Source organism: Streptomyces sp. NPDC005963 (assembly GCF_040638655.1).
In the GTDB taxonomy this organism is placed as follows: Bacteria; Actinomycetota; Actinomycetes; order Streptomycetales; family Streptomycetaceae; genus Streptomyces.
Map to the genome: position 1 here is coordinate 192,864 of NZ_JBEXVD010000003.1, position 24,365 is coordinate 217,228.

The 24,365-nt window shown below is 69.4% G+C and carries 24 protein-coding genes; 5 read left to right on the forward strand and 19 right to left on the reverse strand.

What is annotated here, in order from left to right; translation table 11 throughout:
- Positions 1–35: 35 nt before the first annotated feature.
- From recO to leuA, 5 genes are all read right to left on the reverse strand, one after another.
- The gene (recO, locus tag ABZ348_RS06945) at positions 36–800 is read right to left on the reverse strand and encodes a DNA repair protein RecO (protein ID WP_358930134.1); all 765 of its coding nucleotides are present in this window, start codon (positions 798–800) and stop codon (positions 36–38) included.
- A 239-nt stretch (positions 801–1,039) separates the two neighbouring features.
- Positions 1,040–1,747, reverse strand: a complete 708-nt coding sequence (locus tag ABZ348_RS06950; protein WP_358930136.1) for a response regulator transcription factor — start codon at positions 1,745–1,747, stop codon at positions 1,040–1,042.
- Complete coding sequence (locus ABZ348_RS06955; protein ID WP_358930138.1) at positions 1,744–2,940, reverse strand: sensor histidine kinase; 1,197 nt, start codon at positions 2,938–2,940, stop codon at positions 1,744–1,746. The genes ABZ348_RS06950 and ABZ348_RS06955 overlap by 4 nt, the downstream gene beginning before the upstream one ends.
- 387 nt (positions 2,941–3,327) lie before the next feature.
- Complete coding sequence (locus ABZ348_RS06960; RefSeq protein ID WP_358930140.1) at positions 3,328–4,023, reverse strand: TerB family tellurite resistance protein; 696 nt, start codon at positions 4,021–4,023, stop codon at positions 3,328–3,330.
- Between the two features lie 204 nt (positions 4,024–4,227).
- Complete coding sequence (gene leuA / locus ABZ348_RS06965) at positions 4,228–5,988, reverse strand: 2-isopropylmalate synthase (protein WP_358930142.1); 1,761 nt, start codon at positions 5,986–5,988, stop codon at positions 4,228–4,230.
- A 314-nt stretch (positions 5,989–6,302) separates the two neighbouring features.
- Between leuA and ABZ348_RS06970 the strand changes: the two genes are divergently transcribed.
- Both ABZ348_RS06970 and ABZ348_RS06975 read left to right on the forward strand, forming a co-directional pair.
- Positions 6,303–7,379, forward strand: a complete 1,077-nt coding sequence (locus ABZ348_RS06970) for a M4 family metallopeptidase (RefSeq protein ID WP_358930144.1) — start codon at positions 6,303–6,305, stop codon at positions 7,377–7,379.
- A gap of 107 nt (positions 7,380–7,486) precedes the next feature.
- Positions 7,487–7,753, forward strand: a complete 267-nt coding sequence (locus ABZ348_RS06975) for a protealysin inhibitor emfourin (RefSeq protein ID WP_358930145.1) — start codon at positions 7,487–7,489, stop codon at positions 7,751–7,753.
- A gap of 101 nt (positions 7,754–7,854) precedes the next feature.
- Here ABZ348_RS06975 and era read toward each other — a convergent pair whose 3' ends face one another.
- The 12 genes from era to ABZ348_RS07035 form a co-directional block, all read right to left on the reverse strand.
- Positions 7,855–8,799 (reverse strand): GTPase Era, encoded by a 945-nt coding sequence (gene era, locus ABZ348_RS06980; RefSeq protein ID WP_358930147.1) that lies wholly within the window; start codon positions 8,797–8,799, stop codon positions 7,855–7,857.
- Positions 8,800–8,982: 183 nt separating this feature from the next.
- Positions 8,983–9,336, reverse strand: coding sequence for a cytidine deaminase (locus ABZ348_RS06985; RefSeq protein ID WP_358930149.1), 354 nt, complete (start codon positions 9,334–9,336; stop codon positions 8,983–8,985).
- Between the two features lie 101 nt (positions 9,337–9,437).
- Entirely contained in the window at positions 9,438–10,115 is a 678-nt protein-coding gene (locus tag ABZ348_RS06990) for a hypothetical protein (protein WP_358930151.1), read from the reverse strand.
- 114 nt (positions 10,116–10,229) lie between these two features.
- A complete protein-coding gene (locus ABZ348_RS06995) occupies positions 10,230–10,583 on the reverse strand; it encodes an MmcQ/YjbR family DNA-binding protein (RefSeq protein WP_358930153.1) in 354 nt (117 codons plus the stop codon).
- 33 nt (positions 10,584–10,616) lie between these two features.
- On the reverse strand, positions 10,617–11,936 hold the full coding sequence (locus ABZ348_RS07000) for a hemolysin family protein (RefSeq protein ID WP_358930155.1): 1,320 nt from the start codon (positions 11,934–11,936) through the stop codon (positions 10,617–10,619).
- Positions 11,933–12,430 (reverse strand): rRNA maturation RNase YbeY, encoded by a 498-nt coding sequence (gene ybeY / locus ABZ348_RS07005; RefSeq protein ID WP_358930157.1) that lies wholly within the window; start codon positions 12,428–12,430, stop codon positions 11,933–11,935. The genes ABZ348_RS07000 and ybeY overlap by 4 nt, the downstream gene beginning before the upstream one ends.
- A 13-nt stretch (positions 12,431–12,443) precedes the next feature.
- Entirely contained in the window at positions 12,444–13,526 is a 1,083-nt protein-coding gene (locus ABZ348_RS07010) for a PhoH family protein (protein ID WP_358930159.1), read from the reverse strand.
- 223 nt (positions 13,527–13,749) lie between these two features.
- Positions 13,750–14,895, reverse strand: coding sequence for a PfkB family carbohydrate kinase (locus tag ABZ348_RS07015; RefSeq protein ID WP_358930161.1), 1,146 nt, complete (start codon positions 14,893–14,895; stop codon positions 13,750–13,752).
- A gap of 243 nt (positions 14,896–15,138) precedes the next feature.
- Positions 15,139–16,164: an adenosine deaminase gene (locus tag ABZ348_RS07020; protein WP_358930162.1), complete on the reverse strand. Its 1,026-nt coding sequence runs from the start codon at positions 16,162–16,164 to the stop codon at positions 15,139–15,141.
- A complete protein-coding gene (locus tag ABZ348_RS07025; RefSeq protein WP_358930164.1) occupies positions 16,161–17,069 on the reverse strand; it encodes a ribonuclease Z in 909 nt (302 codons plus the stop codon). Before ABZ348_RS07025 ends, ABZ348_RS07020 begins: the two co-directional genes overlap by 4 nt.
- A 12-nt stretch (positions 17,070–17,081) precedes the next feature.
- Positions 17,082–17,441, reverse strand: coding sequence for a histidine triad nucleotide-binding protein (locus ABZ348_RS07030; RefSeq protein WP_358930166.1), 360 nt, complete (start codon positions 17,439–17,441; stop codon positions 17,082–17,084).
- A 197-nt stretch (positions 17,442–17,638) separates the two neighbouring features.
- Positions 17,639–18,556, reverse strand: a complete 918-nt coding sequence (locus ABZ348_RS07035; protein WP_358930168.1) for a LysR family transcriptional regulator — start codon at positions 18,554–18,556, stop codon at positions 17,639–17,641.
- A gap of 110 nt (positions 18,557–18,666) precedes the next feature.
- On the opposite strand from ABZ348_RS07035, the gene ABZ348_RS07040 reads away from it, so the two are divergent.
- From ABZ348_RS07040 to ABZ348_RS07050, 3 genes are read left to right on the forward strand one after another with little or no spacing between them, the layout of a single operon-like run.
- The gene (locus tag ABZ348_RS07040; RefSeq protein WP_358930170.1) at positions 18,667–19,437 is read left to right on the forward strand and encodes an SDR family oxidoreductase; all 771 of its coding nucleotides are present in this window, start codon (positions 18,667–18,669) and stop codon (positions 19,435–19,437) included.
- On the forward strand, positions 19,437–19,907 hold the full coding sequence (locus ABZ348_RS07045) for a nuclear transport factor 2 family protein (RefSeq protein WP_358930172.1): 471 nt from the start codon (positions 19,437–19,439) through the stop codon (positions 19,905–19,907). Before ABZ348_RS07040 ends, ABZ348_RS07045 begins: the two co-directional genes overlap by 1 nt.
- Positions 19,907–20,128 (forward strand): 4-oxalocrotonate tautomerase family protein, encoded by a 222-nt coding sequence (locus ABZ348_RS07050; RefSeq protein ID WP_358930174.1) that lies wholly within the window; start codon positions 19,907–19,909, stop codon positions 20,126–20,128. The genes ABZ348_RS07045 and ABZ348_RS07050 overlap by 1 nt, the downstream gene beginning before the upstream one ends.
- Before the next feature lie 107 nt (positions 20,129–20,235).
- Here ABZ348_RS07050 and ABZ348_RS07055 read toward each other — a convergent pair whose 3' ends face one another.
- Positions 20,236–23,481: a S41 family peptidase gene (locus ABZ348_RS07055; protein WP_358930176.1), complete on the reverse strand. Its 3,246-nt coding sequence runs from the start codon at positions 23,479–23,481 to the stop codon at positions 20,236–20,238.
- Positions 23,482–23,711: 230 nt separating this feature from the next.
- A complete protein-coding gene (locus tag ABZ348_RS07060) occupies positions 23,712–24,173 on the reverse strand; it encodes a hypothetical protein (RefSeq protein WP_358930178.1) in 462 nt (153 codons plus the stop codon).
- Positions 24,174–24,365: the final 192 nt, after the last annotated feature.

Sequence of the window (24,365 nt, forward strand, 5' to 3'; positions counted from 1 at the left end):
TGCTGCTTCGTGGACGTCCCGGTGGACCACGCCGGTCACCGGGGCTGTTTCTCGGCGTACTCGACATAGCGGAGCGAGCGCAGGCCGCGCTCCAGGTGCCAGTGCAGATAGGCGGACACCAGCCCGGTGCCCTCCCGGACGTGGCGCGCCTCGCAGGCGTCGGCCGTCGGCCAGTCACCGGTCAGCAAGGCGCTGAGCAGGCGGAGGGCCTCCGCCGAGGGTACGACGCAGCCGGGCACCCGGCAGTCGCCACACACGACACCGCCGGCTGCGACGGAGAAGAAGCGGTTGGGGCCGTGGAGACCGCACTTCGCGCAGTCGTCGAAGCTGGGGGCGTAGCCGTTCACGGCGAGGGAGCGCAGCAGGAAGGCGTCGAGGATCAGGTGGGGCGCGTGCTCGCCGCCGGCGAGGGAGCGCAGCGCCCCGACGAGGAGCAGGTACTGCTGGACCGCGGGTTCCCCTTCGTGGTCGGTGAACCGTTCGGCGGTCTCCAGCATGGCGGTGCCCGCCGTGTAGCGGGCGTAGTCGGTGACGATCCCGCCGCCGTAGGGGGCGATCGTCTCGCTCTGGGTGCACAGGGGGAGTCCGCGGCCGATCAGCTCGCTGCCGCGGGCGAAGAACTGCACGTCGACGTGGGAGAAGGGCTCCAGCCGTGCGCCGAACTTCGACTTGGTGCGGCGCACTCCCCGGGCGACGGCCCGCACACGGCCGTGGCCGCGGGTGAGCAGGGTGATGATGCGGTCGGCCTCGCCGAGCTTCTGGGTGCGCAGGACGATCCCATCGTCACGGAACAGGCTCATGCGCCCATTGTCCCGTACGGTCGGGCGCCCCCGGTCCGGTGGGCGGGGATGCGCCTGCCGGGACGGTGGCACCGTGGTGGCGGGAGATCAGCGGTGGGGACCGTCGTGGTGCACCCGTGCTGCCCGCCTCGGCCCGTCGTGGCTCTCGGGCGTCATCCCCTTCGCGGCCGTCGTACGAGTTGTCCCGTCACGGTTGTCGTACGAGCTGACCCGTCACGGCCGTCGTACGAGCTGACCCGTCACGGTTGTCGGGCGTCGGCGCTCCCCGGCACCACGAGGCCCGACTCATAGCCGATGATCACCAGCTGGGCCCGGTCCCGGGCGCCCAACTTGCCCATGATCCGACTCACATGGGTCTTCGTGGTGAGCGGTGACAGGCCGAGGGCCGCCGCCGCTTCGGCGTTGTTCAGACCCCGTGCCACCAGGGCCAGCACCTGTCTCTCGCGTTCCGTGAGGTTCTCCGGGCCCCTCACCGGCATCCGGGGGGCCCGCGCATCCGACCGGCCGCTCAGCACACGGGCGATCAACCGGGCGGTGGGGCCCGGGGAGAGCAGTGCGTCCCCGGCCGCCACGGTACGGATCGCGGAGAGCAGGTCGGCCGGGCGGGTGTCCTTGACCAGGAAGCCCGAGGCGCCCGCCCGTAGGGCGTCCACCACGTGCTCGTCGGTGTCATAGGTGGTCAGGACCAGCACCTTCACCGAGGCCAGGCTGTCGTCCGCCACGATCGAACGGGTCGCCGCGATGCCGTCGACTCCGGGCATCCGAATGTCCATGACGACCACGTCCGGCCGGGTGGTGCGCGCGGCCTCCACCGCCTGGGCGCCCCCGGTCGCCTGCCCGACGACCTCCATGTCGGCGGCCGACTCCACGAGCATCGCAAAGGAGGCCAACACCAACAGTTGGTCGTCGACGAGCAGGACCCTAATCGGTTGCGTCGTACCGCTCATGCCATGGCCTCCGGTTGCTGGACGGGGAGCAGCGCGGTCACCTGGAACCCCCTCGGGGCACGTGCCCCGGTCGTGAGGGTGCCGCCGACGCTACGGGCGCGCTCCCGCATGCCGATGATGCCGTAGCCGTTCCCTGGCTCGACCGGCCCCCGGCCGTCGTCGCGGACCGTGACCACGAGCGCGGCTCCCTCCCGTACGACCGCGACGTCGATGTGTGCGTCGGGGCCGGCATGGCGGACCGCGTTGGTCAGCGACTCCTGGACGATGCGGTACGCGGCGGCGCCCACCGCGGGTGGCACCGGGGCCGCTTTGAGGTCCAGGGTCAACCCGGCCGCCGCGGGTCGCACCAGATCGGGCAGTGCCGCCAGATCCGGCAGGGGTCCGTCGCGGTCGGGGGCGTCGGTGCGCAGCACGGCGAGGGTGGTGCGCAACTCCCCACGTGCGGTACGGCAGGTTTCGGCGATGTCGTCGAGCGCCTGGGCGATCGCGGTCCGGTCGAGGCGCTCGGGGTCCGTGAGCAGTACGTGGGAGGCCACCGAAGTGCGGACGCCGATCAGGGTGATGGAGTGGGCGAGGAGGTCGTGCAGATCACGGGCTATGCGCAGGCGTTCTTCTGCGACCCGGCGGGCGGCCTCCTCCTCACGCGTTCGTTCCGCGTGCTCCGCGCGGCCCACCACGGAGGCGATGTAGCGGCGGTAGATGCGCACGTCCGTGCCGAGGACGAGGACAGCCAGCAGCCAACCTGAACTGCGCAGCGCGTCCAGGCCCTCGTGGGTGCCGACGGTGAACATCACGGCGACCGATACGGCGATGGCCCCGGCACCGATGAACGAGGTGTAGAGCGGCCGGACGGTGGCGGCGAAGGTGTACTGGGCGATGACCAGCGCAGGTATGGCGGCGGCGTGTGGATGGTCGACCGCGTGGTACGGCACCGAGCACGCCAGCACGGCCAGCAGCACCAGCCCCGGGCGGGACCGACGCCAGACGAGGGCCAGCACCGAGCCGACGAGCAGGAGCCAGCCGAGGGCGTCCGGGGTGTTCCCGTCCTCGGCGAAGAGGGCGATCGCGACGGTGAGCGCCCATGTGCCCGCCGCGATGTGGGCGTCGTTGCGGGTGCGGTTCGGGGCGGTGAGGGGATCTCGGCTGATGGCGGTCAGGATGCGCTCGCCGAGGCGCGGGGCGGGTTGGGGCATGGGCCCATCCTGGTGGTGCGGGCCCTGAATCGGCAGTGTGCCGTCAGCCGGGCGCACGCCGGCGCCCGGCATCGATCAGCCGCGCGCGGGAGGTACGGGCCCGCTGTTCGGGAGACCCGAGCTGTTCGAGGACCTGCCGTGAGCCCGTACGGCCCGTGAACACCAGGCGCCCGGACGCACCGTGGAGCGCCAGGGCACCAGCGGCCCGCTACGGGCCTACGACAGCCGAGGGGACCGTGGGGTAGTGCAGCGAGGCGCGGGGGCGCGTGAACGCCCGTAGAGGCCCTGGAGGCGCCCGTACGCCCCCTGGCCACGCCCCTCCCGACCTCCGGACCCGCCAGACGGGCTTACGGGCTTACGGGCTTACGGGCTTACGGGCTTACGGGCTTACGGGGAAAGCGTGCGGGCCATCGACAGCAGTCGGGTGGTGTCCGACGGCGGCAGTTGGAGGGCGGTTCCCACGGTGGTCAGCACTTCTCGTTCGGCCGGTGTGTAAGGCCCGTCCGCGAGCGCGATCCGAGCTCCTTGGAGCAGGATCGACTCCCTCCCCGCCGGAGCGAGGTGCGGCGACAGCGGCTCCAGGGCCTCATGCAACTCGATCGCCAGGGCGGCGCCGTACGGTCCGGTGTCGGTGACGAACCGACCCGTGTCGGCCGCCAACGCCTCGATCAATCCGGTGAGTTGGTCCTCCGTGCAGTCGTGCAGACCGGCAGCGCGGACCGTGGTGACCGCGGTCTCGCGAACGGAACTGGACGAAGTCCCTCCGGAAGCCAGGACCGCCAGGGCCACCGTGTGGACGGCGTCGCGGAGCATCGCGGAGAAGCGTGCCGTCGTCGGGTGGTCCAGGGTGTCCATCCCGAAGTGCCCGTGACAGGCGGCGCATTCGACGACGGGCCCCGCCGACCCCCGGGGTACCAGGGGGATTCCGAGCAGGGTGAAACGGCGTCGGCCGGTGCGACGGCGATAGTTCCTGTCACCTCCGCAGGCAGGACAGAAGAACTCTCCGTCCCCTACGGTGTTCCACGAAGTGTGAATGCCGCAGACCAACAACTTTCGGCCAAATACTCCCCGGCCTGCGCGCACCGCGCACCTCCGTAACGCTCCGGCAACATTCCCGCGTTGACGTGATGTTAGCCACAGCAGGGTTGCGGCGTCAGTACTCCAGCGGCTGTACGCCAGCACATGGCCGATTCCTCGCCCCTCGATTCGCAGCCGTAAACAGGGCGCGCCCCCCGGAATCTCCCGTTCAGGTGGGGTCCAGGGGGCGCGATCGGTCAATTTGCGGAATCAGCGCGTGGCGCGATTGACCGCCGAGACAACAGCCTTCAGCGAGGCCCTCGTGGTGTTGGCGTCGATGCCGATGCCCCACATCACCTTGCCGTCGATGGCGCACTCGATGTAGGACGCTGCCTGCGCCGATGCACCCTCGCTCAGGGTGTGCTCGGTGTAGTCCAGCAGTCGTACGTCCACGCCGACGGCGTTCAGTGCGGCGAAGAACGCAGAGATCGGGCCATTGCCAGATCCAGCCAACACGGTCTCGGTGCCGTCGACGACGGCCTCATAGGTCAGGGTGTCGATGCCGTCGGTGCCCGTGGTGGACTGCCCGGCGCGCAGTTGGATGCGGCCCCACGCATTCTCCGGGTTGGGCAGGTACTCGTCCTGGAAGGTGGCCCAGATCGCGGCCGGGGTGACCTCGCCGCCCTCGCTGTCCGTCTTCGCCTGGATGATCCGGGAGAACTCGATCTGCATCCGCCGCGGCAGATCCAGCTTGTGGTCGTTCTTCAGGACGTAGGCGATGCCGCCTTTGCCCGACTGCGAATTGACGCGGATGACCGCCTCGTACGAACGACCCACGTCCTTGGGGTCGATCGGCAGGTACGGCACGTTCCACTCGATGTCGTCGACGGTCTTGCCGGCCGCGGCGGCATCGGCCTCCAGCGCGTCGAAGCCCTTCTTGATGGCGTCCTGGTGGGAGCCGGAGAAGGCCGTGTAGACCAGGTCCCCCGCATAGGGATGGCGCGGGTGGATCTCCATCTGGTTGCAGTACTCGCTCGTCCGACGGATCTCGTCGATCTGCGAGAAGTCGACCTGCGGGTCGACGCCCTGCGAGAAGAGGTTCATGCCCAGGGTCACCAGGTCGACGTTCCCGGTGCGCTCGCCCTGACCGAACAGACAGCCCTCGATCCGGTCCGCACCCGCCATGATCGCCAACTCGGCCGCCGCGACGGCGGTGCCCCGGTCGTTGTGCGGGTGCACGGACAGACAGACGTACTCACGACGGGACAGGTTGCGGCTCATCCACTCGAAGCGGTCCGCGTGCGTGGACGGCGTCGAGCGCTCCACCGTGGCCGGCAGGTTCAGGATGATCTCGCGGCCGGCCTCCGGCTGCCAGACGTCCATCACGGCCTCGCAGACCTCCAGGGCGAAGTCCAGCTCCGTGTCGGTGAAGATCTCCGGGCTGTACTGGTACCCGAAGATCGTCTCGGGGTCCAGGATCTTCTCCGCGTACTCCATCACCAGCCGGGTGCCGTCGACGGCGATCTGCTTGACCTGGTCCTTCGAGCCGCGGAAGACGACGCGGCGGAAGGTGGGCGCGGTGGCGTTGTACAGGTGGACGGTGGCGCGGTGCGCGCCCCTCAGCGACTCGACCGTGCGCTCGATCAGCTCCTCGCGCGCCTGGGTCAGCACGGAGATCGTCACGTCCTCGGGGATCGCCCCCTCCTCGATGATCGACCGCACGAAGGCGAAGTCGGTCTCACCGGAGGACGGGAAGCCGACCTCGATCTCCTTGTAACCCATCCGCACCAGCAGATCGAACATCTCGCGCTTGCGGGCGGGGGACATCGGGTCGATCAGCGCCTGGTTGCCGTCGCGCAGATCGGTGGACAGCCAGCGCGGGGCGCGGGTGATCCGCTGGTTCGGCCAGGTGCGGTCGGCGATGTCCACGGCCTCGTAAGGGCCGTACTTGTGGATCGGCATACCGGACGGCTTCTGCATGTGGGTCGCATTGGTGACGGGCGTGACACGGCCAACAGAAGTCTCAGACATTGCGCGGGGCTCCTCGGGGGTCCGGCTTGGTTACCTCCCATGCCCTCAGAGGCTATGGGGGAGGCCGACGAAACGCTGCAGCACCAGATCCCGCGGGGAGGGGGTCGGCCTACGACTACAGGCCCTCACCGCGGCAGCTAAGAAGAAGCAGCCCGAAACGCATGATGGGGGCGATCATAGCCGAGCCGCGCTGGAACGGCGGTCCTGTATCAGTATGCGGGACATCCGTCAGCCATACGGTATTCGTCACTCCATCTCGTCAATCACGGTGGCAACTAGTGACAGTGGCATGACCCAGTGCCACATTGCCGGTCATGACCAATTCCCATCCCACGTTCTGCACCATCGTGCCTCCGCATGTGCTCGACAAGATCGCCCGCGGTGAGGACAGTGCCCTCGCCGAAGCCGCCCAGCGGACTCTGGAAGTGGACGCCGCCCAGCGAACGCGGCGCCGCGTGACCACCATCCGCGGACTTGCCGCGGCCGTCCCCTCGACGCAGGGCGCCGCCTCCGACCGCCCGCGGCGCACGATCTACGACTGCGAGAACACGCTGCGCCTGCCCGGCAAGAAGGTCCGCGGAGAGGGCGACGCACCGGGGCAGGACGCCACCGTCAACCGCGTCTACGCAGGTCTCGGAGCCACCTTCGAACTGCTGCTGAACTCGTACGGTCGCAACTCGCTCGACGACGCGGGGCTGCCGCTGAAGGCAAACGTCCACTACGACGAGAAGTACGGCAACGCCTTCTGGGACGGCCAGCAGATGGTGTTCGGCGACGGGGACGGCGAGATCTTCCTCGACTTCTCCGTATCGGTCGACATCATCGCGCACGAACTCGCCCACGGGCTCACCCAGCACACGGCCAATCTGGAGTACTTCAGCCAGTCCGGAGCCCTCAACGAGTCGTTCTCGGACGTGATCGGCTCCCTGGTGAAGCAGTACACCCTCGACCAGACCGCTGACCAGGCCGACTGGCTGATCGGTGAGGGCCTGCTCGCCCCCAGGGTCACCGGGGTCGCCCTGCGCAGCCTGAAGGCCCCTGGCACGGCGTACGACGACGATGTGCTCGGCAAGGACCCGCAGCCGGCGACGATGGAGGACTACGTCCGCACCGGCCGGGACAACGGCGGTGTGCATATCAACTCCGGCATCCCCAACCACGCCTTCTACCTACTCGCCACCCAACTCGGTGGCAAGGCGTGGGAGCGCGCCGGACAGATCTGGTTCGACACCCTCACCGGGGGCGAACTGTCGTCCGAGGCCCAATTCCCGGAGTTCGCCCGACTGACGGTGGACTCGGCGCGGGCGCGCTACGGCGAGGGCGCGGAGCTGGAAGCCGTGGTCAAGGCATGGTCGCAGGTGGGCGTCCCCACCACGCAGGCCAAGCTGTGAGTCCGCTCGATCCCGCCGGGTAACCGGCGGGTGCACAACGGGTCCGGGGTGGGATTCCGTCCCGGACCTCGTGGCGTACCGGAGCGATCCGTAATAGAACGGGAACCATGCGTATCCAGGTAAGGCGTACGGGCGGCTTCGCGGGCATCGAGCGGTTCGCCGAGATCGACGTCTCGGAGCGGGGTGACGCGGGCGTCTGGCAGGAGCTGGCGGCACGAGCGCTGACGAACGCCCCCGGCGAGCCGTCCAGGGGCGTACCGGACGGCTTCAGCTATGAGATCTCCGTCGACGGGACGACCGTCCACGCCAGTGAGCCGCGGTTGACCGACGCGCAGCGCGAGCTGGTCTCCCGGGTGCTGCGGGAAGGCGCCTGAGCGCCCTTCACCGACGGCTCCCACGGCCTGGCCTCATCCCGGCCGGCCGATGGTGCCCGGCCGGTCAATGTGCTCGTGCGGCCAATGTGCTCGTGCGCGGCTCAGAAGCCGAGCTTGCGCAGCTGCTTCGGGTCGCGCTGCCAGTCCTTCGCCACCTTGACGTGGAGATCGAGGAAGACCGGGGTGCCGAGCAGGGCCTCGATCTGCTGGCGGGACTTCGTCCCCACGTCCTTGAGCCGCTTGCCCTTGGGGCCGATGATGATCCCCTTCTGGCTCGGGCGCTCGATGTAGAGATTGGCGTGGATGTCGAGCAGCGGCCGGTCCGCGGGGCGGTCCTCGCGCGGCAGCATCTCCTCCACCACCACCGCGATCGAGTGCGGCAGCTCGTCACGCACGCCCTCCAGCGCGGCTTCGCGAATCAGCTCGGCGACCATGACCTGCTCCGGCTCGTCCGTGAGGTCACCCTCCGGGTAGAGCGCGGGACCTTCGGGCAGCAACGGCACCAGCAGGTCCGCCACCAGCTGGACCTGGCGGTCCCCGACGACGGACACCGGGACGATCTCGGCCCACTCGAAGCCCAACTCCTCGGCGAGGAGGTGCACCGCGAGCAGTTGCTCGGCGAGGGTCTTGGAATCGACCAGATCGGTCTTGGTGACGATGGCGACCTTGGGGGTCTTCTTGATCCCCGCCAGTTCCTTGGCGATGAACCGGTCACCGGGGCCGAGCTTCTGGTCGGCGGGCAGACAGAAACCGATGACGTCGACCTCGGCCCAGGTGGTCCGTACGACGTCGTTGAGCCGCTCGCCGAGCAGGGTCCGCGGCTTGTGCAGCCCGGGGGTGTCGACCAGGATCAGCTGGGCTTCGGGACGGTGGACGATTCCCCGCACGGTGTGCCGGGTCGTCTGCGGCCGGCTGGAGGTGATCGCCACCTTCTGACCGACCAGAGCGTTCGTGAGGGTGGACTTGCCCGCATTGGGGCGGCCGACGAAACAGGCGAAGCCCGCCCGGTGCGGGGCGGGCTCGGAGGACTGGCTACGAACACTCATGCCGCCCATTGTCCCTGATGCCGGCGGTCCTCCGTGCCCCCAGGTGCCCGGCGCGGCCAGGGCCCGCCGTGGTGGGCCGCTGAACGGCTCCGGGCGCGGGCCCCGGTTGCGTACGGGGGATGGCCAGAAGGCGGGGGCGGTCTCGGCCCGGCGGTCGTCGCGGCCCCCTCCTGCGGTACGGCTCTATCCCGCGGTCATGGTCGACCTCAAAGTTCCATCGGGAGCCGCCAGCAGCACCGGGGTCCGGGCTCCCCCCAGATCCCTGACGGCTGCGAGGTCCGCGTCGGCCGCGGTGTCCGACTCCGACACCACCGCCGCCGCCTCCAGGGACTTGGCGCCACTGGCCACGGCCATCGCCACCGCGGTCTGGAGCGCACTGAGCCGGAGCGAGGCGAGCGCCACGGTTCCGGCGACGTATGTACGGCCCGTCTCATCGCGGACAGCCGCGCCCTCGGGCACTCCGTTCCGGGCCCGGGCGGTGCGAGCCAGCGTAATGATCTTGCGGTCCTCGGGGCCTGGGTCGGTGCTCTGCGTCATGCGTCGAGCATAGATCGGGGAGGGAGAAACACGGCGGGGACCCCGACCGACTCGGAGCCCCCCGCCGCAGGTCGTGTCCGCCAACGGCGCCGTCCGCCCGATCAGCCCTGGGCGGCGCGGGTGAACTTGTTGGCCGCGCGACCGGCCAGATCGTCGAAGTCCTTGTGGCCGGAGGCGTTGTTCGGGACGTGGGCGATCCGGGTGACCCCGGTGCCCTGTCGGGCCACCAACAGATTGGTCTCCAACTCGACGGAGAGGGTCTGCAACTTCAACTTCAGCCGGAAGGCATGGGATTCCTCGCCGGCCTTCGGTCCGGAGATCTTCTCCACCTTGACGTCGACGTGCTCGCCGTCCTGCTTCACCGAGAACGCCCTGCACTCCTTGAGCGCGGTGGCGGCCTCCTTGAGGAAGTCCTGTGCACCGTTTCCGGAGAACGTGATGACCTGCTGGCTGATCATGGCGTCATTGCTCTGGAGATCGATGTCACCGCCGACGGTGGCATCGGTGACCTTCTGATTCATGAACGCGGCGATCGGCTGACACTCCTTCTTGTCGGCCTTGTGCTCACCCGCCGCTTCGCCGTCCTCCATCGCCTTGAATCCGGTGGGCAGATCGGCCGGAGCGACCAGGCCCGCCTTCATCTGAGTGAGCGTCAACGGCTTGGCGTCCGACGTGGACCCCTTCTCCGACTTCTTCTCGTCGGAACCTCCACAGGCCGCGGCGGTGAGACAGAGCGCGGAGACGGCAGCGAGCGAGGCAGCGCCGCGGCGCATACGCATGGACATCATGGTGTTGCTCCCCTGGATCAACGGGAAAGAGTTGGGGAGCCCCCCTCCCCGCTGAACCGAAGAGTACCCGCGGAATTCCGACCAATCCCTATCACGCAGGACGAATCAGGGCCGGTCAAGGCGCAGACGCACCGCTTTGGGAAGTCCCGCGACCACCAAATCGTAGGAGTCCTCGATGAGTTCCCGCACCATGTCGTCGGGAAGCCCATCGACCGTGACGGTGGTCCAATGGCGTTTGTTCATGTGCCAGCCGGGGGCGATCGCCGAATGATCGGTACGCAGCTGTACGGCGAGGTCCGGATCGCATTTGAGGTTCACCTTGAGGGGTTCTGCGTCCAGTGAGCTCAATGCGAACAGCTTTCCCGCCACCTTGAAGACCGACACGTCCTCACCGAAGGGGAATTCCTCGGTCGCGTCATTGAATTCCAGACAGAATTCCCTCAGTTCTCGCCCGTCCATACGACAACCTTCCACGCTACGAGGGCCCAGGGCTCACACGGTCCTGGTCGGTCCCGATGCTCCGTGCGCGCCGTCGGCACCGCCGGGGACGGGTTCCACCAGTACGGTGACGATCTTGTTCCGACGCCCCGCGGGTGACTCGGCCGTCAGCCGAAGGGCCCGTCCGTCCGGCAGGTCGACCCCTGCGGTCGCACCGGCGATCGGCACCCGTCCCAGGGCCTTGGCCAGCAGTCCGCCGACCGTTTCCACGTCCTCGTCATCCAACTCGTCCAGGCCGTAGAGCTCGCCCAGGTCGCCGATGTCCAGGCGAGCGGTGACCCTGAAGTTGCCCTCGCCGAGGTCTTCGATCGGCGGCAGTTCACGGTCGTACTCGTCCGTGATCTCGCCGACGATCTCCTCCAGGATGTCCTCGATGGTGACGATGCCGGCCGTGCCGCCGTACTCGTCGATGACGACGGCGACGTGGTTGCGCTTCTGCTGCATCTCGCGCAGCAGATCGCCGGCGTTCTTGGTGTCGGGGACGAAGACCGCCGCTCGCATGGCGGTGGAGACCAGATCGGCCTCGGATTCCCGATTGATGTGCGTCTTCCGGGCGAGGTCCTTGAGATAGACGATGCCGACGACGTCGTCCTCGTTCTCTCCGGTGACGGGAATGCGGGAGAAACCCGAACGAAGGGCCAGGGTGATCGCCTGTCGAACGGTCTTGTAGCGCTCGATGCTGATCAAGTCCGTACGCGGGACCATGACTTCGCGGACCAGCGTGTCGCCGAGTTCGAAGACGGAGTGCACCATACGGCGCTCGTCGTCCTCGATCAGTGATTCCTGTTCGGCCAGATCGACCATCGCGCGCAACTCCGCCTCGCTGGCGAAGGGGCCCTTGCGAAAACCCTTGCCGGGCGTGAGCGCATTGCCGAGCAGGATCAGCAGTTGGGGAATGGGGCCCATGATCCGGGCGAGCGGCAGCAGGACGTACGCGGCAGCCGTGGCCGTGTTCAGCGGGTGCTGGCGGCCGATGGTGCGTGGGGACACGCCCACCGCCACATAGGAGACCAGGACCATCACGCCGATGGCGACGGCGAGCGCCTCCCAGGTCTCGGGGAACTCCTGGAGGCAGACGTAGGTGACGAGGACGCCCGCGGCCATCTCACAGGCCACGCGCACCAGGAGGGCCACATTGAGGTAGCGGGTGGGATCGGCGGCGACCTGGGCCAATTTGGCGGCGCCCCGTCGCCCCGAGCGGGTGGCTTCCGCGGCACGGAAGCTGGAGACCCGGGCGATGCCCGCCTCGGCGCACGCCGCCAGCCAGGCGACGACGACCAGCAGGACCGCCCCGAAGACCAGTGGCCCGCTCATGAGACGGTCGGTGCGGGGGACGGTCCGGTCAGGCCCTTCTCCGCCCGCCAGCCGTCGACGATCGCCGCCTGGAGGCCGAACATCTCGGCCTTCTCGTCCGGCTCCTCGTGGTCGTAACCGAGGAGGTGGAGCACCCCGTGGACGGTCAGCAGTTGCAGTTCCTCGTCCATGGAGTGCTGTGTCGGCGCCTGTTCGCCCTGGGTCTTGGCGACTTCGGGACAGAGCACGATGTCACCGAGGAGCCCCTGGGGAGGCTCCTCGGCGTCCTTGACCGGCGGACGCAGCTCGTCCATCGGGAAGGACATGACATCGGTGGGGCCCGGCAGGTCCATCCACTGAAGGTGGAGCTGTTCCATGGCCGCCTCATCCACGACGATCACCGAGAGTTCGGAGAGCGGATGGATCCTCATTCTCGCTAGCGCGTAGCGGGCGACGTCGAGGATCGCATGCTCGTCGACCTCGGTTCCGGACTCGTTGTTGACGTCGATCGACATGGTGTGGTTCGAGCTACTTCCCGTTCGCGCCGCGGCTCTCGTTGAGGCCGTCGTACTTCTCGTACGCATCGACGATACGGCCGACGAGCTTGTGCCGGACGACATCGTTGGACGTGAGGCGGGAGAAATGGACGTCTTCAACGCCGTCCAGGATGTCCTGGACCTGCCGCAGACCGCTCTTGGTGCCGTTCGGAAGGTCGACCTGGGTGACATCACCGGTGATGACGATCTTCGAGTCGAATCCGAGTCGGGTCAGGAACATCTTCATCTGTTCGGCACTGGTGTTCTGTGCCTCGTCGAGGATGATGAACGCGTCGTTGAGGGTCCGTCCGCGCATGTACGCCAGCGGCGCGACCTCGATCGTGCCCGCGGCCATCAGCCGGGGGATGGAGTCGGGGTCGAGCATGTCGTGCAGCGCGTCGTACAGCGGGCGCAGATAGGGGTCGATCTTCTCGTACAGCGTGCCGGGCAGGAAGCCGAGGCGCTCGCCCGCTTCGACCGCCGGCCTGGTCAGGATGATCCGGGTGACCTGCTTGGACTGGAGGGCCTGGACCGCCTTCGCCATGGCGAGATAGGTCTTGCCGGTACCCGCGGGGCCGATGCCGAACACGATCGTGTGCCTGTCGATCGCGTCGACGTACCGCTTCTGGTTCAGCGTTTTGGGGCGGATGGTCCGACCGCGGCTGGACAGGATGTTCTGGGTGAGCACTTCGGCGGGGGTCTCGGGGGAATCGCCCCCGGTGCCGTTCCCGCTGGCTCTGAGCATGGCGATCGAGCGTTCCACTGCGTCCTCCGTCATCGGCTGTCCGGTGCGGAGCACCAGCATCATCTCGTCGAACAGGCGCTGGATGAGCGCGACGTCCACCGGGTCGCCCACGGCGCTGACCTGATTGCCCCGGACGTGGATGTCGGCTGCCGGGAAAGCCTTCTCGATCACGCGCAGCAATACATCGCCGGAGCCGAGGATGGTCACCATCGGATGTTTGGCGGGAACGGTGAACGCGGCTCGTGCCTGTCCCGGCTCTGCTGTGTTCCCTGCACCCCCGGCGCTGGCCGGAAGGCGGGAACTGGTCTGGGCTGTGGGTGTGTGAGTCATGGGCCGGCTCTGTGGCCTGCACATACCTCCCGTCGCAGGGTTCTCGCTGCTCGACAACCTCTGGGACTCCAGCGTACGACGCCGCGCTGACAAGGGCCGAGGGCTTTTTCACCCCGGGCCCGGACGGTGAAGCCGAGGTTCGGCACCTGCTGCCCGAGCACGGCCGGGTAGCAGGCTGCGGCCGGGCGCGGACAGGGCGTGCACGGCTCGGCGGAGTGCGGGGTCAGGCGGAGCTGCGGAAGCCGATCGTGGGGACGGCCCGGGGCAGGGGCCAGGACCTGGCCGGGGCCGGCAGGAGGCCGTCGAGGAAGGTGTACCTCCGCAGGGCGGCGGGGTCCTGATCGGCCATCCCCTGGACCTGCTGCCACCAGGTCGCGATCTCCAGCCACCCGGGCGCCGAGAGCGATCCGCCGAACTCCTGCACCGAAAGCGCGGCGGTCAACCCCGCGAAGGCCAGCCGGTCGGCCAGCGGCCACTGGGCCAGGGTTCCCATGACGAATCCTGCGACGAACACGTCACCGGCGCCCGTCGGGTCGAGTGCCTCCACCACGATCGCGGGGACCTGGGCGGACTCACCGCTGCGAGCGTCCACCGCGTACGCCCCCTCCGCTCCCAGCGTGACCACGGCCACCGGCACCCGCTCGGTGAGGGCGTGGGCCGCCGCCCGGGGGCAGTCGGTGCGGGTGTAGCGCATGGCTTCCTCGGCGTTGGGGAGGAACGCCTCGCAGTGCTCCAGGTCGGCCAGGTCAGCCGGATCCCAACGGCCCGTCTCGTCCCAGCCGACATCGGCGAAGACCCGGGTGCCCTGACGCGCGGCCTGGGCGATCCACTCGTCCCGACGACCGGGTGTGAGCGAGGCGATGGCGGCCCTGGCGGGCGGCGGGCACTCGGGGGCAGACTCCGGCGGCGGTGCCTCGTGGCCGTGGGAGACCATGGTCCGCTCGCCCTCGTACGCCATGGAGACGGTGACCGGCGAGTGCCAGCCGGGGACCGTGCGCGACAGGGTGAGGTCGATCCCCTCGCCCTGTTCCAGGGCGTCCCAGCAGTAGTCCCCGTAGTGGTCGTCGCCGAAGGCCGCGGCGAGGGAGGTGCGCAGACCCAGCCGGGCCAGGGCCGTGGCCATGTTGGCGACGCCGCCGGGGCTGGAGCCCATGCCGTGCGCCCAGGACTCGGTGCCGCGGACGGGTGCGGAGCCGAGCCCGGTGAAGATGATGTCGAGGAAGACCGTGCCGGTGAGGTAGACGTCGCAGGCCGGATCGGAGGGGGTGCGCAGCGCGGCGAGGGGATCGAGGCAGGGCGGTTTGGGGACCGGAGGCTGTGCCTGCCATGGTCCGTGCTGTTGCCCGTGCTTTCCGTGTCGCGTGCTCACCCGTGCCGCCGCTCCTGTGCGTGGTGCAGATGAGGGCAAGTGTGCCTGATGGAGCCTGCTGGGGCGGGGCCTGTTGCGAGAGGACAGGAGAAGTTTCTCGGGTCGGCGCCGCCCGTTTCACGACGAATCTACATGAGCGCGACAAACCGCCCACTTCGCCAGACCGTGTGTTTCCCAGCCCCCTGGGTGCGCCGCAGCTAGGGCTGTGACCGGAAAGGCCGGTGAACGCTTCCGGTCACAGCGCTAGAAGCCCGGCTCCTCGGCGAAGTCGTACGCGTCCACCTCGGCGATCAGACGGGAGCGCCGCTCCTCGTCGTCCTGGAGGAAGGCCGCGACGAACGAGTTGCGGGCGAGTTCCCTCATCTGCTCGTGGTCCAGGTCCAGCGCCTCACGGACGGCGTGGAAGGTGTCCCCCACATATCCGCCGAAGTACGCCGGATCGTCCGAATTCACCGTGCACAGCAGCCCGGCGTCCATCAACTGGCGCAGCGGATGGTCCTCCAGCACGTCGATAACCTTGAGGCGTACGTTCGACAGGGGGCAGAGGGTCAGCGGCACCCGTTCGCGAGCGAGCCGCTCCACCAAATCTCGATCCTCGATGCAGCGTAGCCCGTGGTCGATGCGCTCGACTCCGAGGACGTCCAGCGCCTCGCGGATGTACTCCGGTGGGCCCTCCTCCCCCGCGTGGGCCACCTTGCGCAGCCCGAGGGCTCCGGCCGCCTCGTACACCTCTCGGAACGTGGACGGCGGATGGCCCGCCTCCGCTGAGTCGAGACCGACGGCCGTGATCCGGTGGAGATGGGGCCGGGCGGCATCGAGGGTCTCCAGGGCGGAGGCGGCGGACTGGTCACGCAGGAAACACATGATCAGACGGGTGGAGATGCCGTGGCGCTCCTCGCTCTGGTCGAGCGCCCGGGCGATGCCGCCGATGACGGTGCCGATGGGTACGCCGCGGGCGGTGTGGGCCTGGGGATCGAAGAAGATCTCGGCGTGCCGCACCCCCTGCTCGGCGGCGCGAGTCAGATAGGCGTCCGTCAGATCGGCGAAGTCGTCCTCGGTCCGCAGCACCGCCATCAGGGCGTAGTAGAGGTCGAGGAATGACTGGAGGTCCTCGAAGAGATAGGCGCTGCGCAGGGCTTCGGTGTCCGGGAAGGGCAGTTCCACGCCGTTGCGCGCGGCGAGGGCGAAGGCGAGTTCGGGTTCCAGGGTGCCTTCGATGTGGAGGTGGAGTTCGGCTTTGGGGAGGGGCACGGGTCCAGCTTCGTTCATGGTCGTCGGGTGGGGAGGGGGACGCGCAGGAGGTCGGCCGCGATGGTCAATTCGCCGTCGAACCCGGCGGCCCGCGCCTGCTGCTCGAAGGCGCTCGGGTCCGTGTAGCGCTGGGAGAAGTGGGTGAGCACCAGATGGCGGACGCCCGCGTCGCGGGCGACCCCGGCGGCCTGGCCGGCCGTGAGGTGGCCGTGGTCCTTGGCGAGCCGCTCGTCCTCGTCCAGGAAGGTGGACTCGATGACGAGCAGGTCGCATCCTTCGGCGAGGGCGTACACGCCGTCACAGAGTCGGGTGTCCATGACGAAGGCGAACCGCTGGCCGCGGCGCTCCTCGCTGACCTGGTCGAGGGTGACTCCGCGGAGTTCGCCCTCGCGTTGGATGCGGCCGACGTCGGGGCCGTGGATGCCGTGGGCGGCCAGTTCCTCGGGGAGCATCCGCCGGCCGTCCGGCTCGACGAGTCGGTAGCCGAACGACTCCACAGGATGGGAGAGCCGGTGGGCGTGCAGGTCGTACGCCCCGGTGGTGGCGAGCACACCGTCGGTGGCGACGGGAGCCTCGGTGAGCTGCACGGTCTCGCGGTAGGCCGTCGCGTATCTCAGGCGGTCGAAGTAGCGCTGGCCGCTGGCGGGGTAGTGGGCGACGACCTCGTGCGGGACACGGTCGAGGTTGATGCGCTGGATGACCCCGGCCAGCCCCAGCGAGTGGTCACCGTGGAAGTGGGTGACGCAGATGCGGTGGACGTCGTGGGCGGCGACTCCCGCGCGCAGCATCTGGCGCTGGGTGCCCTCGCCGGGGTCGAAGAGGATGCCCTCGGCGCCCCAGCGCAGGAGGTAGCCGTTGTGGTTGCGGTGGCGGGTGGGGACCTGGCTGGCGGTGCCCAGCACCACCAGTTCTCGTACGGACAAGGTCGATCGCCGCTATCCCGGAGGCCAGGCGAGCCCGCGCCCGCCGAGGACGTGCGCATGGGCGTGGAAGACGGTCTGGCCCGCACCCGAACCGGTGTTGAAGACGATGCGGTATCCGGAGTCGATGGTCTTCTCCTGCTCGGCGACCTCACCGGCCAGGCGCAGCACGTCCGCCGCGAGGGCGGGCTCGGCCACGGCGAGGGACGCCGCGTCGGGGTAGTGCACCCGGGGGATCACCAACACATGGGTGGGCGCCTGGGGGTTGATGTCGCGGAAGGCGACGGCGGTCTCGGTCTCGCGGACCATCGTGGCGGGCACATCGCCCGCAACGATCTTGCAGAACAGGCAGTCAGCCTGCGGTTCTCCCGCCATGCCGGGTCCTCCTCGCGTTCGTCCAGTACCCCGGCATCGTATCGACCCGGGGTCGACCGCCGTCCGCCCTGTGGATAACGGGGGGATGCGACCTGTGCCCACGCCGAGTGGTCGCCCCGAGCGGGACCGGCGGGTGGAGGGGCAGGGGCCGGGTGCCATGGGCAGTACCCCGCATGCCTTCCGACAGAGCTCCGGGCTCAGTCGGCCGCGGAGCGTGGAGCGTCTCCCAGCCGGGCCACCAACTCCTCGACGAAGAGCTCAAGATGGGGCGGCCGGGGGCCCTGCCGTGTGGCGCAGTACCAGGTCCGGGTCATGGGGGTGGCTCCGAGGGAGACCAGCGCCAGGTCATGGGAGTTGACGTAGGGGGCGGCCACCCAGTTCGGCAGGACGGTCACCCCTTGTCCCCCGGCCACCATCTCCACGACCAGATCGGTGATGACGGGCATGGTGATGATGCGCGCGGGTCGGGCCCGGGGAGGCAGGGGCAGGGGGATCGAGGGGATCCGGTTCTGGTCGTAGACGTCGTACAGGATGAGCTGTGCGTCGGTGAAGTCCTTCGCGGTGAGATGGGAGCGGGTGGCCCAGGGGTGACGGGCCGGTACGACGGCCACCATCTCGTCCTCGAACAGCCGTGTGAGGGCCACCCGGTCCATCTCGCGGTCGGGTTTGGTGACCAGGGCGACGTCCACGCGATCCGCGAGCAGTGCGGGGACGGGCGCGTCATCGGGAACCGTCTCGATCCGCACCTCCGCCTCCGGCATCCGCTCCCGGAAGGCCCGCATGACCGGGGGCAGCCACTGGAAGGTCGTACTGCACTGGGCGGTGAAGCGCACCCGCCGGTCTCGCCCGTCACGCATGTCCGCCAGGTCCCGGGTGGTGGCCTGGAGTTCCGTCAGGACCTGGTGCGCCGCAACCAGAACCCGTCTGCCAGCGGCGTTGGGCACCAACTTGCGGCCCCGGCGATCGAAGAGGCGCATCTCCAACCGCTCTTCGAGCCGGGTGAGTCGCTGGCTGAGCGCCGGCTGGCTGACATAGAGCCGCTCGGCCGCAGCGGTCAGGGAGCCGACCTCAGCAGTCGTGCGCAGCAGCTCCAGGTCACGTAGATCCCAATCCATAAGCACAGATTATCGAATACTTCAAAGTGCGTCGTGGTCTTATCGTCCATTCCGCTTCTACGGTTCGAGTGTCGATCCAGAACGACCCACGAGATCCGGAGGCGCACGCCATGTTCGACACATCCCCGGGACACACCGATCCACCAGCCGGTGCCCGCACGGCCGTCGTGACCGGCTCGACGAGCGGCATCGGCCTCGACGTCGCCCGGGCCTTCCTGGCGCGGGGCGCCAACGTCGTCATCAACGGACGGGACGCCGAACGGCTGGCCGGGGCCGCAGCCGTACTCGGTCACCCCGACCGCGTGGCACGGGTGGTGGGAGACATCGGCGACGCGCGCACGGGAGCCGCACTGGTGGACGCGGCCGTCAAGCGCTTCGGAGGCGTCGACGTCCTCGTCAACAACGCGGGCACCTTCGCTTCGCGACCGTTCACCGAAGTCAGCGAGGAGGAGTTGGACGGCTATCTGACCGGTAACCTCCGCGGCACCTACCTCACCACGCAGGCCGTGGTCCGCCGACTGCGTGCGCAGGGTCGCGGCGGCAGCATCGTCAACATCGGCACGGTCCTGGTGGACCACGCGCTCGCCGGCTTTCCGGCGTCCGCGCCCGTGGTCAGCAAGGCGGGCGTCCACGCACTGACCGTCAGTCTCGCCGCCGAGTTGGCGGCCGACGGCATCCGGGTCAACCTCGTGGCCCCGGGAGTGATCCGCACGCCCCTCCACAGCGGTGTGGACGTGGACTCCTTCGGCGGCGTCGCACTGCTCGACCGGGTGGGCGAGGTCGAGGAGATCTCCGCGGCCGTGCTCTATCTGGCCGAAGCACAGTTCATCACGGGCCACGCCCTGCGGGTGGACGGTGGACATGTGACGGGCAGGCGCTGATGAGCACGGAGCAGCACGGCGAACGGATCCGGCCCGACGGACCTCCGCACCACGGGGAGGATCGGGGTGGACGAACCGCACGTCAGGAGGTCGTCGAGGTCATCCACACCTACTTCGACGGGCTCCACCACGGGGACACGGGTCGGCTGGGCCAGGTCTTCCATCCGGATGCGATCTACGCCAGTGCGACCGGAGGCGACCTTCGACGGCTGACGATGGCGGAATACCTTCCGGTCGTCGAGGGCAGGGAGCCGCCGGCCGCCCGGCGGGAGTTGCGACGGGATCGGATCGTGTCGATCGAGTTCGCCGGGCCGGTCACGGCATCGGCCCGGGTGGAATGTGCCATCGGGCCCCGGCTGTACACCGACTTCCTGTCCCTGGTCTTCCTGGACGGGGAGTGGCGGATCATCGCCAAGGTCTTCGACTCCGCGCCCCTGCCCTCCCCCGAACTCCTCCCGAAGGGGATCTGATGCCCTACGTACAGGTCCGGATCACTCGCGAAGGCGCCACCCGGGAGCAGAAGGCCAGGGTCATCGCCGGCATCACCGACCTCCTGGTGTCCGTACTGGACAAGAGTCCCGCCACGACGTTCGTGGTGATCGAGGAGGTGGAGTTGGAGGACTGGGGCATCGGCGGACTGCCGGCCGACGCGTATCGACGTCAGAACCTCAGCGAGCCAGAACACCGGTGACCGGCTGAGTCGGTGATCCGGTGACACAGCCGCCGACCGCTGATCGGTCGGCGGCTGGCCCCGCCCCGGTTCCCTTCGCAGGTCGGAAGGAGCGGGGCTGTGCCGCATCAGTCGATGGTCGGCGGCGACTTCGCCGGGTTCTCCACGAGCGCCGCCAGCGCGACGCGCACCGCCTCGTCCAACTGCGGGTCCCGGCCCGCCACATGGTCCTGCGGGGTCATCACCACTTCCACATCGGGGTCCACGCCGTGGTTCTCCACTCCCCAGCCGTACCCCTCCAACCAGAACGCGTACTTGGGTTGCGTCACCGCAGTGCCGTCGACCAGCGTGTATCTGCTGTCGATGCCCACCACTCCGCCCCAGGTACGCGTCCCCACCACCGGACCGATGCGCAGGGCCTTGATCGCCGCGTTGACGATGTCCCCGTCGGACCCGGAGAACTCGTTGGCCACGACGACCACGGGCCCCCTCGGAGCGTCCTGCGGATAGCTGAAGGGGCGCATATCACGCGGTAGGTCCCAGCCCACGATCCGCCGGGCCAACTTCTCCACCACCAGCTGCGAGGTGTGGCCCCCACGGTTCTCGCGGACGTCGACGACGAGTCCCTCCCTGGCCACCTCGATCCGCAGATCACGGTGGATCTGGGCCCAGCCGGGGGCCTGCATATCGGGCACGTGGAGATAGCCGAGCCGGCCCTGCGACTTCTCGTGGACGTAGGCGCGCCGATCCGCGACCCAGGCGTGGTAGCGGAGCGGCTCCTCGTCCGCGATCGGCACGACGACGGCGTACCGCGGATCGCCGCCGCCCACCGGGGCGATCGTCAACTCCACCGGTTTGCCCGCCGACCCGACCAACAGCGGCCCGGGGCCTGCGATCGGGTCGACCGGCCGGCCGTCGACGGCGGTGATCGCATCGCCGGCGCGCACCGCGACTCCCGGCGCGGCCAGCGGAGAGTGTGCTTGCGGATCGGACGTCTCGGACGGAAGCACCCGGTCCACCCGCCAGGTTCCGTCCTCCGCCCGGGAGAGGTCAGCGCCCAGGAGGCCCTGGCGCTCGGATCGGCCGCCGAACCATCCACGGGGTGTGACATAGGCGTGCGAGGTGCCCAGTTCGCCCTGCACCTCCCACAGCAGGTCCACCAGGTCGTCATGGGTGGCGACCCGGGCGAGCACCGGCCGGTAGCGGTCCAGTACGTCGTCCCAGTCGACCCCGCCGAGGTCGGCGCGCCAGAAATTGTGGCGCATCAGCCGGCCGGCCTCCTCGTACATCTGCCGCCACTCGGCGGCCGGGTCGAGGGGCTGGCGGACCCGTGAGAGGTCGACGGTGATGTTGGTGTCGCTGTCCTCGTCGTGGGAGGCGCGCTGGTCGCTCGGGACCACCTTCACGCTGCCGCCCGTGAACAGGAGCACCCGCTTGCCGTCGCCGCTGACGGAGAAACTTCCCACGTCGGACGCGAGTTCCTCCATGCCGGGCTGGGCCAGGTCGTACCGCTCCAGGGAGGTGGTGGGCCCCGGGTCGCCGGGGCCCGCCCGGCCCGTGCCGAGGACACCGCTCAGCGGGTGGCGCAGCCAGAGCACCCCGTCCTTGGCCGCCCGCAGGGTCGAGTAGCGGGCCGCCTCGACGGGGAAGGGCACGATCCGGTCGGCGATGCCCTCCAGGTCGATCCTCGTGGTGGCGCCGCCACCAGGACGGCCGTCCCCCTCCTCACCCTTGTCCGACCGATCGGGCTTGTCCGCCTCGAAGGGCCGACCGTGGCGCTGCGGTCCGAACGGCGACGGGGTCGTGGCGGCCAGCGTGATCAGGTGCGGACGACAACCGCCGACGAACGCCAGGTCGAAGACATGGGTGTCGTAGACGGGGTCGAACGCCCGCTCGGAGAGGAAGGCCAGGTGCTTGCCGTCGAGCGTGAAAGCGGGTTGGAAGTCCCGGAAGCGCAGCGGGGTGGCCTCCGAGACGGTGAGTTCGGCGGTGCCGGCCAGTTTGAGTTGGCGCAGGGGGGCGGGTCCGGCATGGGACCAGGCGAGCCAACCGGAATCGGGCGAGAAGGTGAGTCCGGTGGCCTCGCCGTCGGCGCTGCGGTCGACCTCCCGGACCTCTCCCGACTCCCGCTCGACCAGCAGGACCCGGCCGTCGTGGGTGGCGACCGCGGCGCGGCTGCCGTCGGGGGCCATGGCCAGCCCCAGCACCCTTCCGAGTTGGCCCGCGGCGAGTCTTCGGGGTGTGACTCCGGGCTGGGCACCGGTCGCCGGCGCGAACTCCAGGGCGTCCTCGCCCTCCGCGTCCGTGACCCAGACGACGTGCTCGGCGCCGTCGACCCGGAAGTTGCGGGGCAGTCTGGCGCGCACACCGGGGGTGACGGACAGGGCCCTCGCCGGCCCTTCGCGATGCGTCACCCAATGGATGCCGCCGCGGACCTCCACGGCGCTGCCGCGGCCGGTGTGGTCGGGCCGTGCGGAGCCCACGTGGTGTTCGGCGTCGATGAGCCGCGGGCGCAGATCGGTGCGCTGGCCGCCGAGCTTCACGGACAGCCGCCGCGGCTGCGATTCCTCGGCGAACACATCGTCGATGAGCCAGAGTTCCCCGGCAGAGCTGTAGACGATCCGGGTTCCGTCGGTGGCGGCGTGCCGGGCGTAGAAGCCGTCGAGCGGGGTGTGTCGTCGCAGGTCCAAGCCGTCCGGCTGGGCGGAGTAAACGGCTCCGGTGCCTTCGTGGTCCGACAGGAAGGCAACCCGTCCGTCCGTACCCCCAGAACGGTTTTCCGTGATCCACAGTGGATATTCGATATTGCCGTCGAGTTCTTCGAGCAGCCGGACGAACGTTCCGTCTCCGGCCCGGTCGATCCACAGCTTGCCTGCGGTGCCACCCCGGTAGCGCTTCCAGGCGGCGGCCTCCCGCCCCATGGTGGCGGAGAGCAGCAGCACCCCCGGATCGCCGTGGGCCACGTCCCCGACCAGCCCGTACGGAAGGACGGTCGCCGGTCCGCCGTCGAGGGGCAGGGCCCTCGCCCAGGTGCGGCGGGAAGACGCCTGACCCCGGGCGCTGATGGCGAGGACCTCCCCGTCGGGGGTCCAGCCGCGGACGGACGTCTTGTGGTCGCCCCAGTACGTCAGCCGCGTCGTCGATCCCCCGTCGACGGGCGCCGTGTGGACCTCGGGCGCGCCGTCGCGCCGGGAGGTCCAGGCGATGTGCGCGCCATCGGGTGAGAAGCGCGGATGGTCGACCGGTATGTCATCGGCGCTGACACGCCAGGCCCGACCACCGTCGAGAGGGGCGACCCAGACGTCGTCCTCAGCGGTGAAGGCGATCAACTCGCCGTGGATGTGCGGATACCGGAGGTAAGCAGGCTGCGTCACAGGGTCACCCTAGGCAGGTGGGGACGGCGAGGTCACGGCTTTGCGGGCAACATCAGCACATGGGTCGGCGCGACCGGAACGCCCGCAGCCCCGGCAACCCGTCCCCGGCCGGGGACGCACGACACCGTGGATGGGGGACGCGACCGCTTGGGGCGGCTGGGGCGGGCGAGGGCGGATGGGCCCTCGCCGCTTCGCAGCCCGGTCACTCGCGTGCGGTCAACCCGCCCCCGTCACTTGCGCGTCGGTTCGGCCGTGACGGTGACCGTCTCCGTGACCGTGACGGTCGCCCGAGGCCCCCCGTTCGGCCGGTCCGGTGGTTCGACGGGACGCGTCGTCCGCGTGGGCTGGGACTCGCAGTCCCCGAGGAAGGTGGCCGTGAAGACGACCTTCCCGTTGATCCGCGTGGTCAGATCGCCCCTGATGCAGGTGCCCGAACGCTCCTCCGTCACCCGGCCCTTGAGCGTGATCTGCTGGTCGGAGTCGGTTTCCCCCTCACAGTCGACAGAGGCGAACCCGCCGCCGGCCGGAGGGGCCGACCGGCCCTCCTCGCCCAGTTTCGCCGTACAACTGAACCACCCGACCTTGAAGCCGAGCCGTTCCAGGGCGTTCGTGGCCGTGCGGTCGGTGGTGATCGCGACGGCGGAGGAGTTGAGTCCGGTGGATGTGGGCTCGCACGCGGTCAAAGCCGCCATGGCCATGACGGCCGCCCCCGAGAGGGCGCACGACACCAGAACCCGTCGGCCACGCCTATGCGGTGAGACTTCCATGGACGGCAGGGTGACACCGAGGGGCGGGCTGGAAAAGACTGGTTGCGGCCACAACCCCCCGGATGGACGCGAAGATGACCGATCGTCGGCGCTTTCGACTCCCACAACTGACGTAGG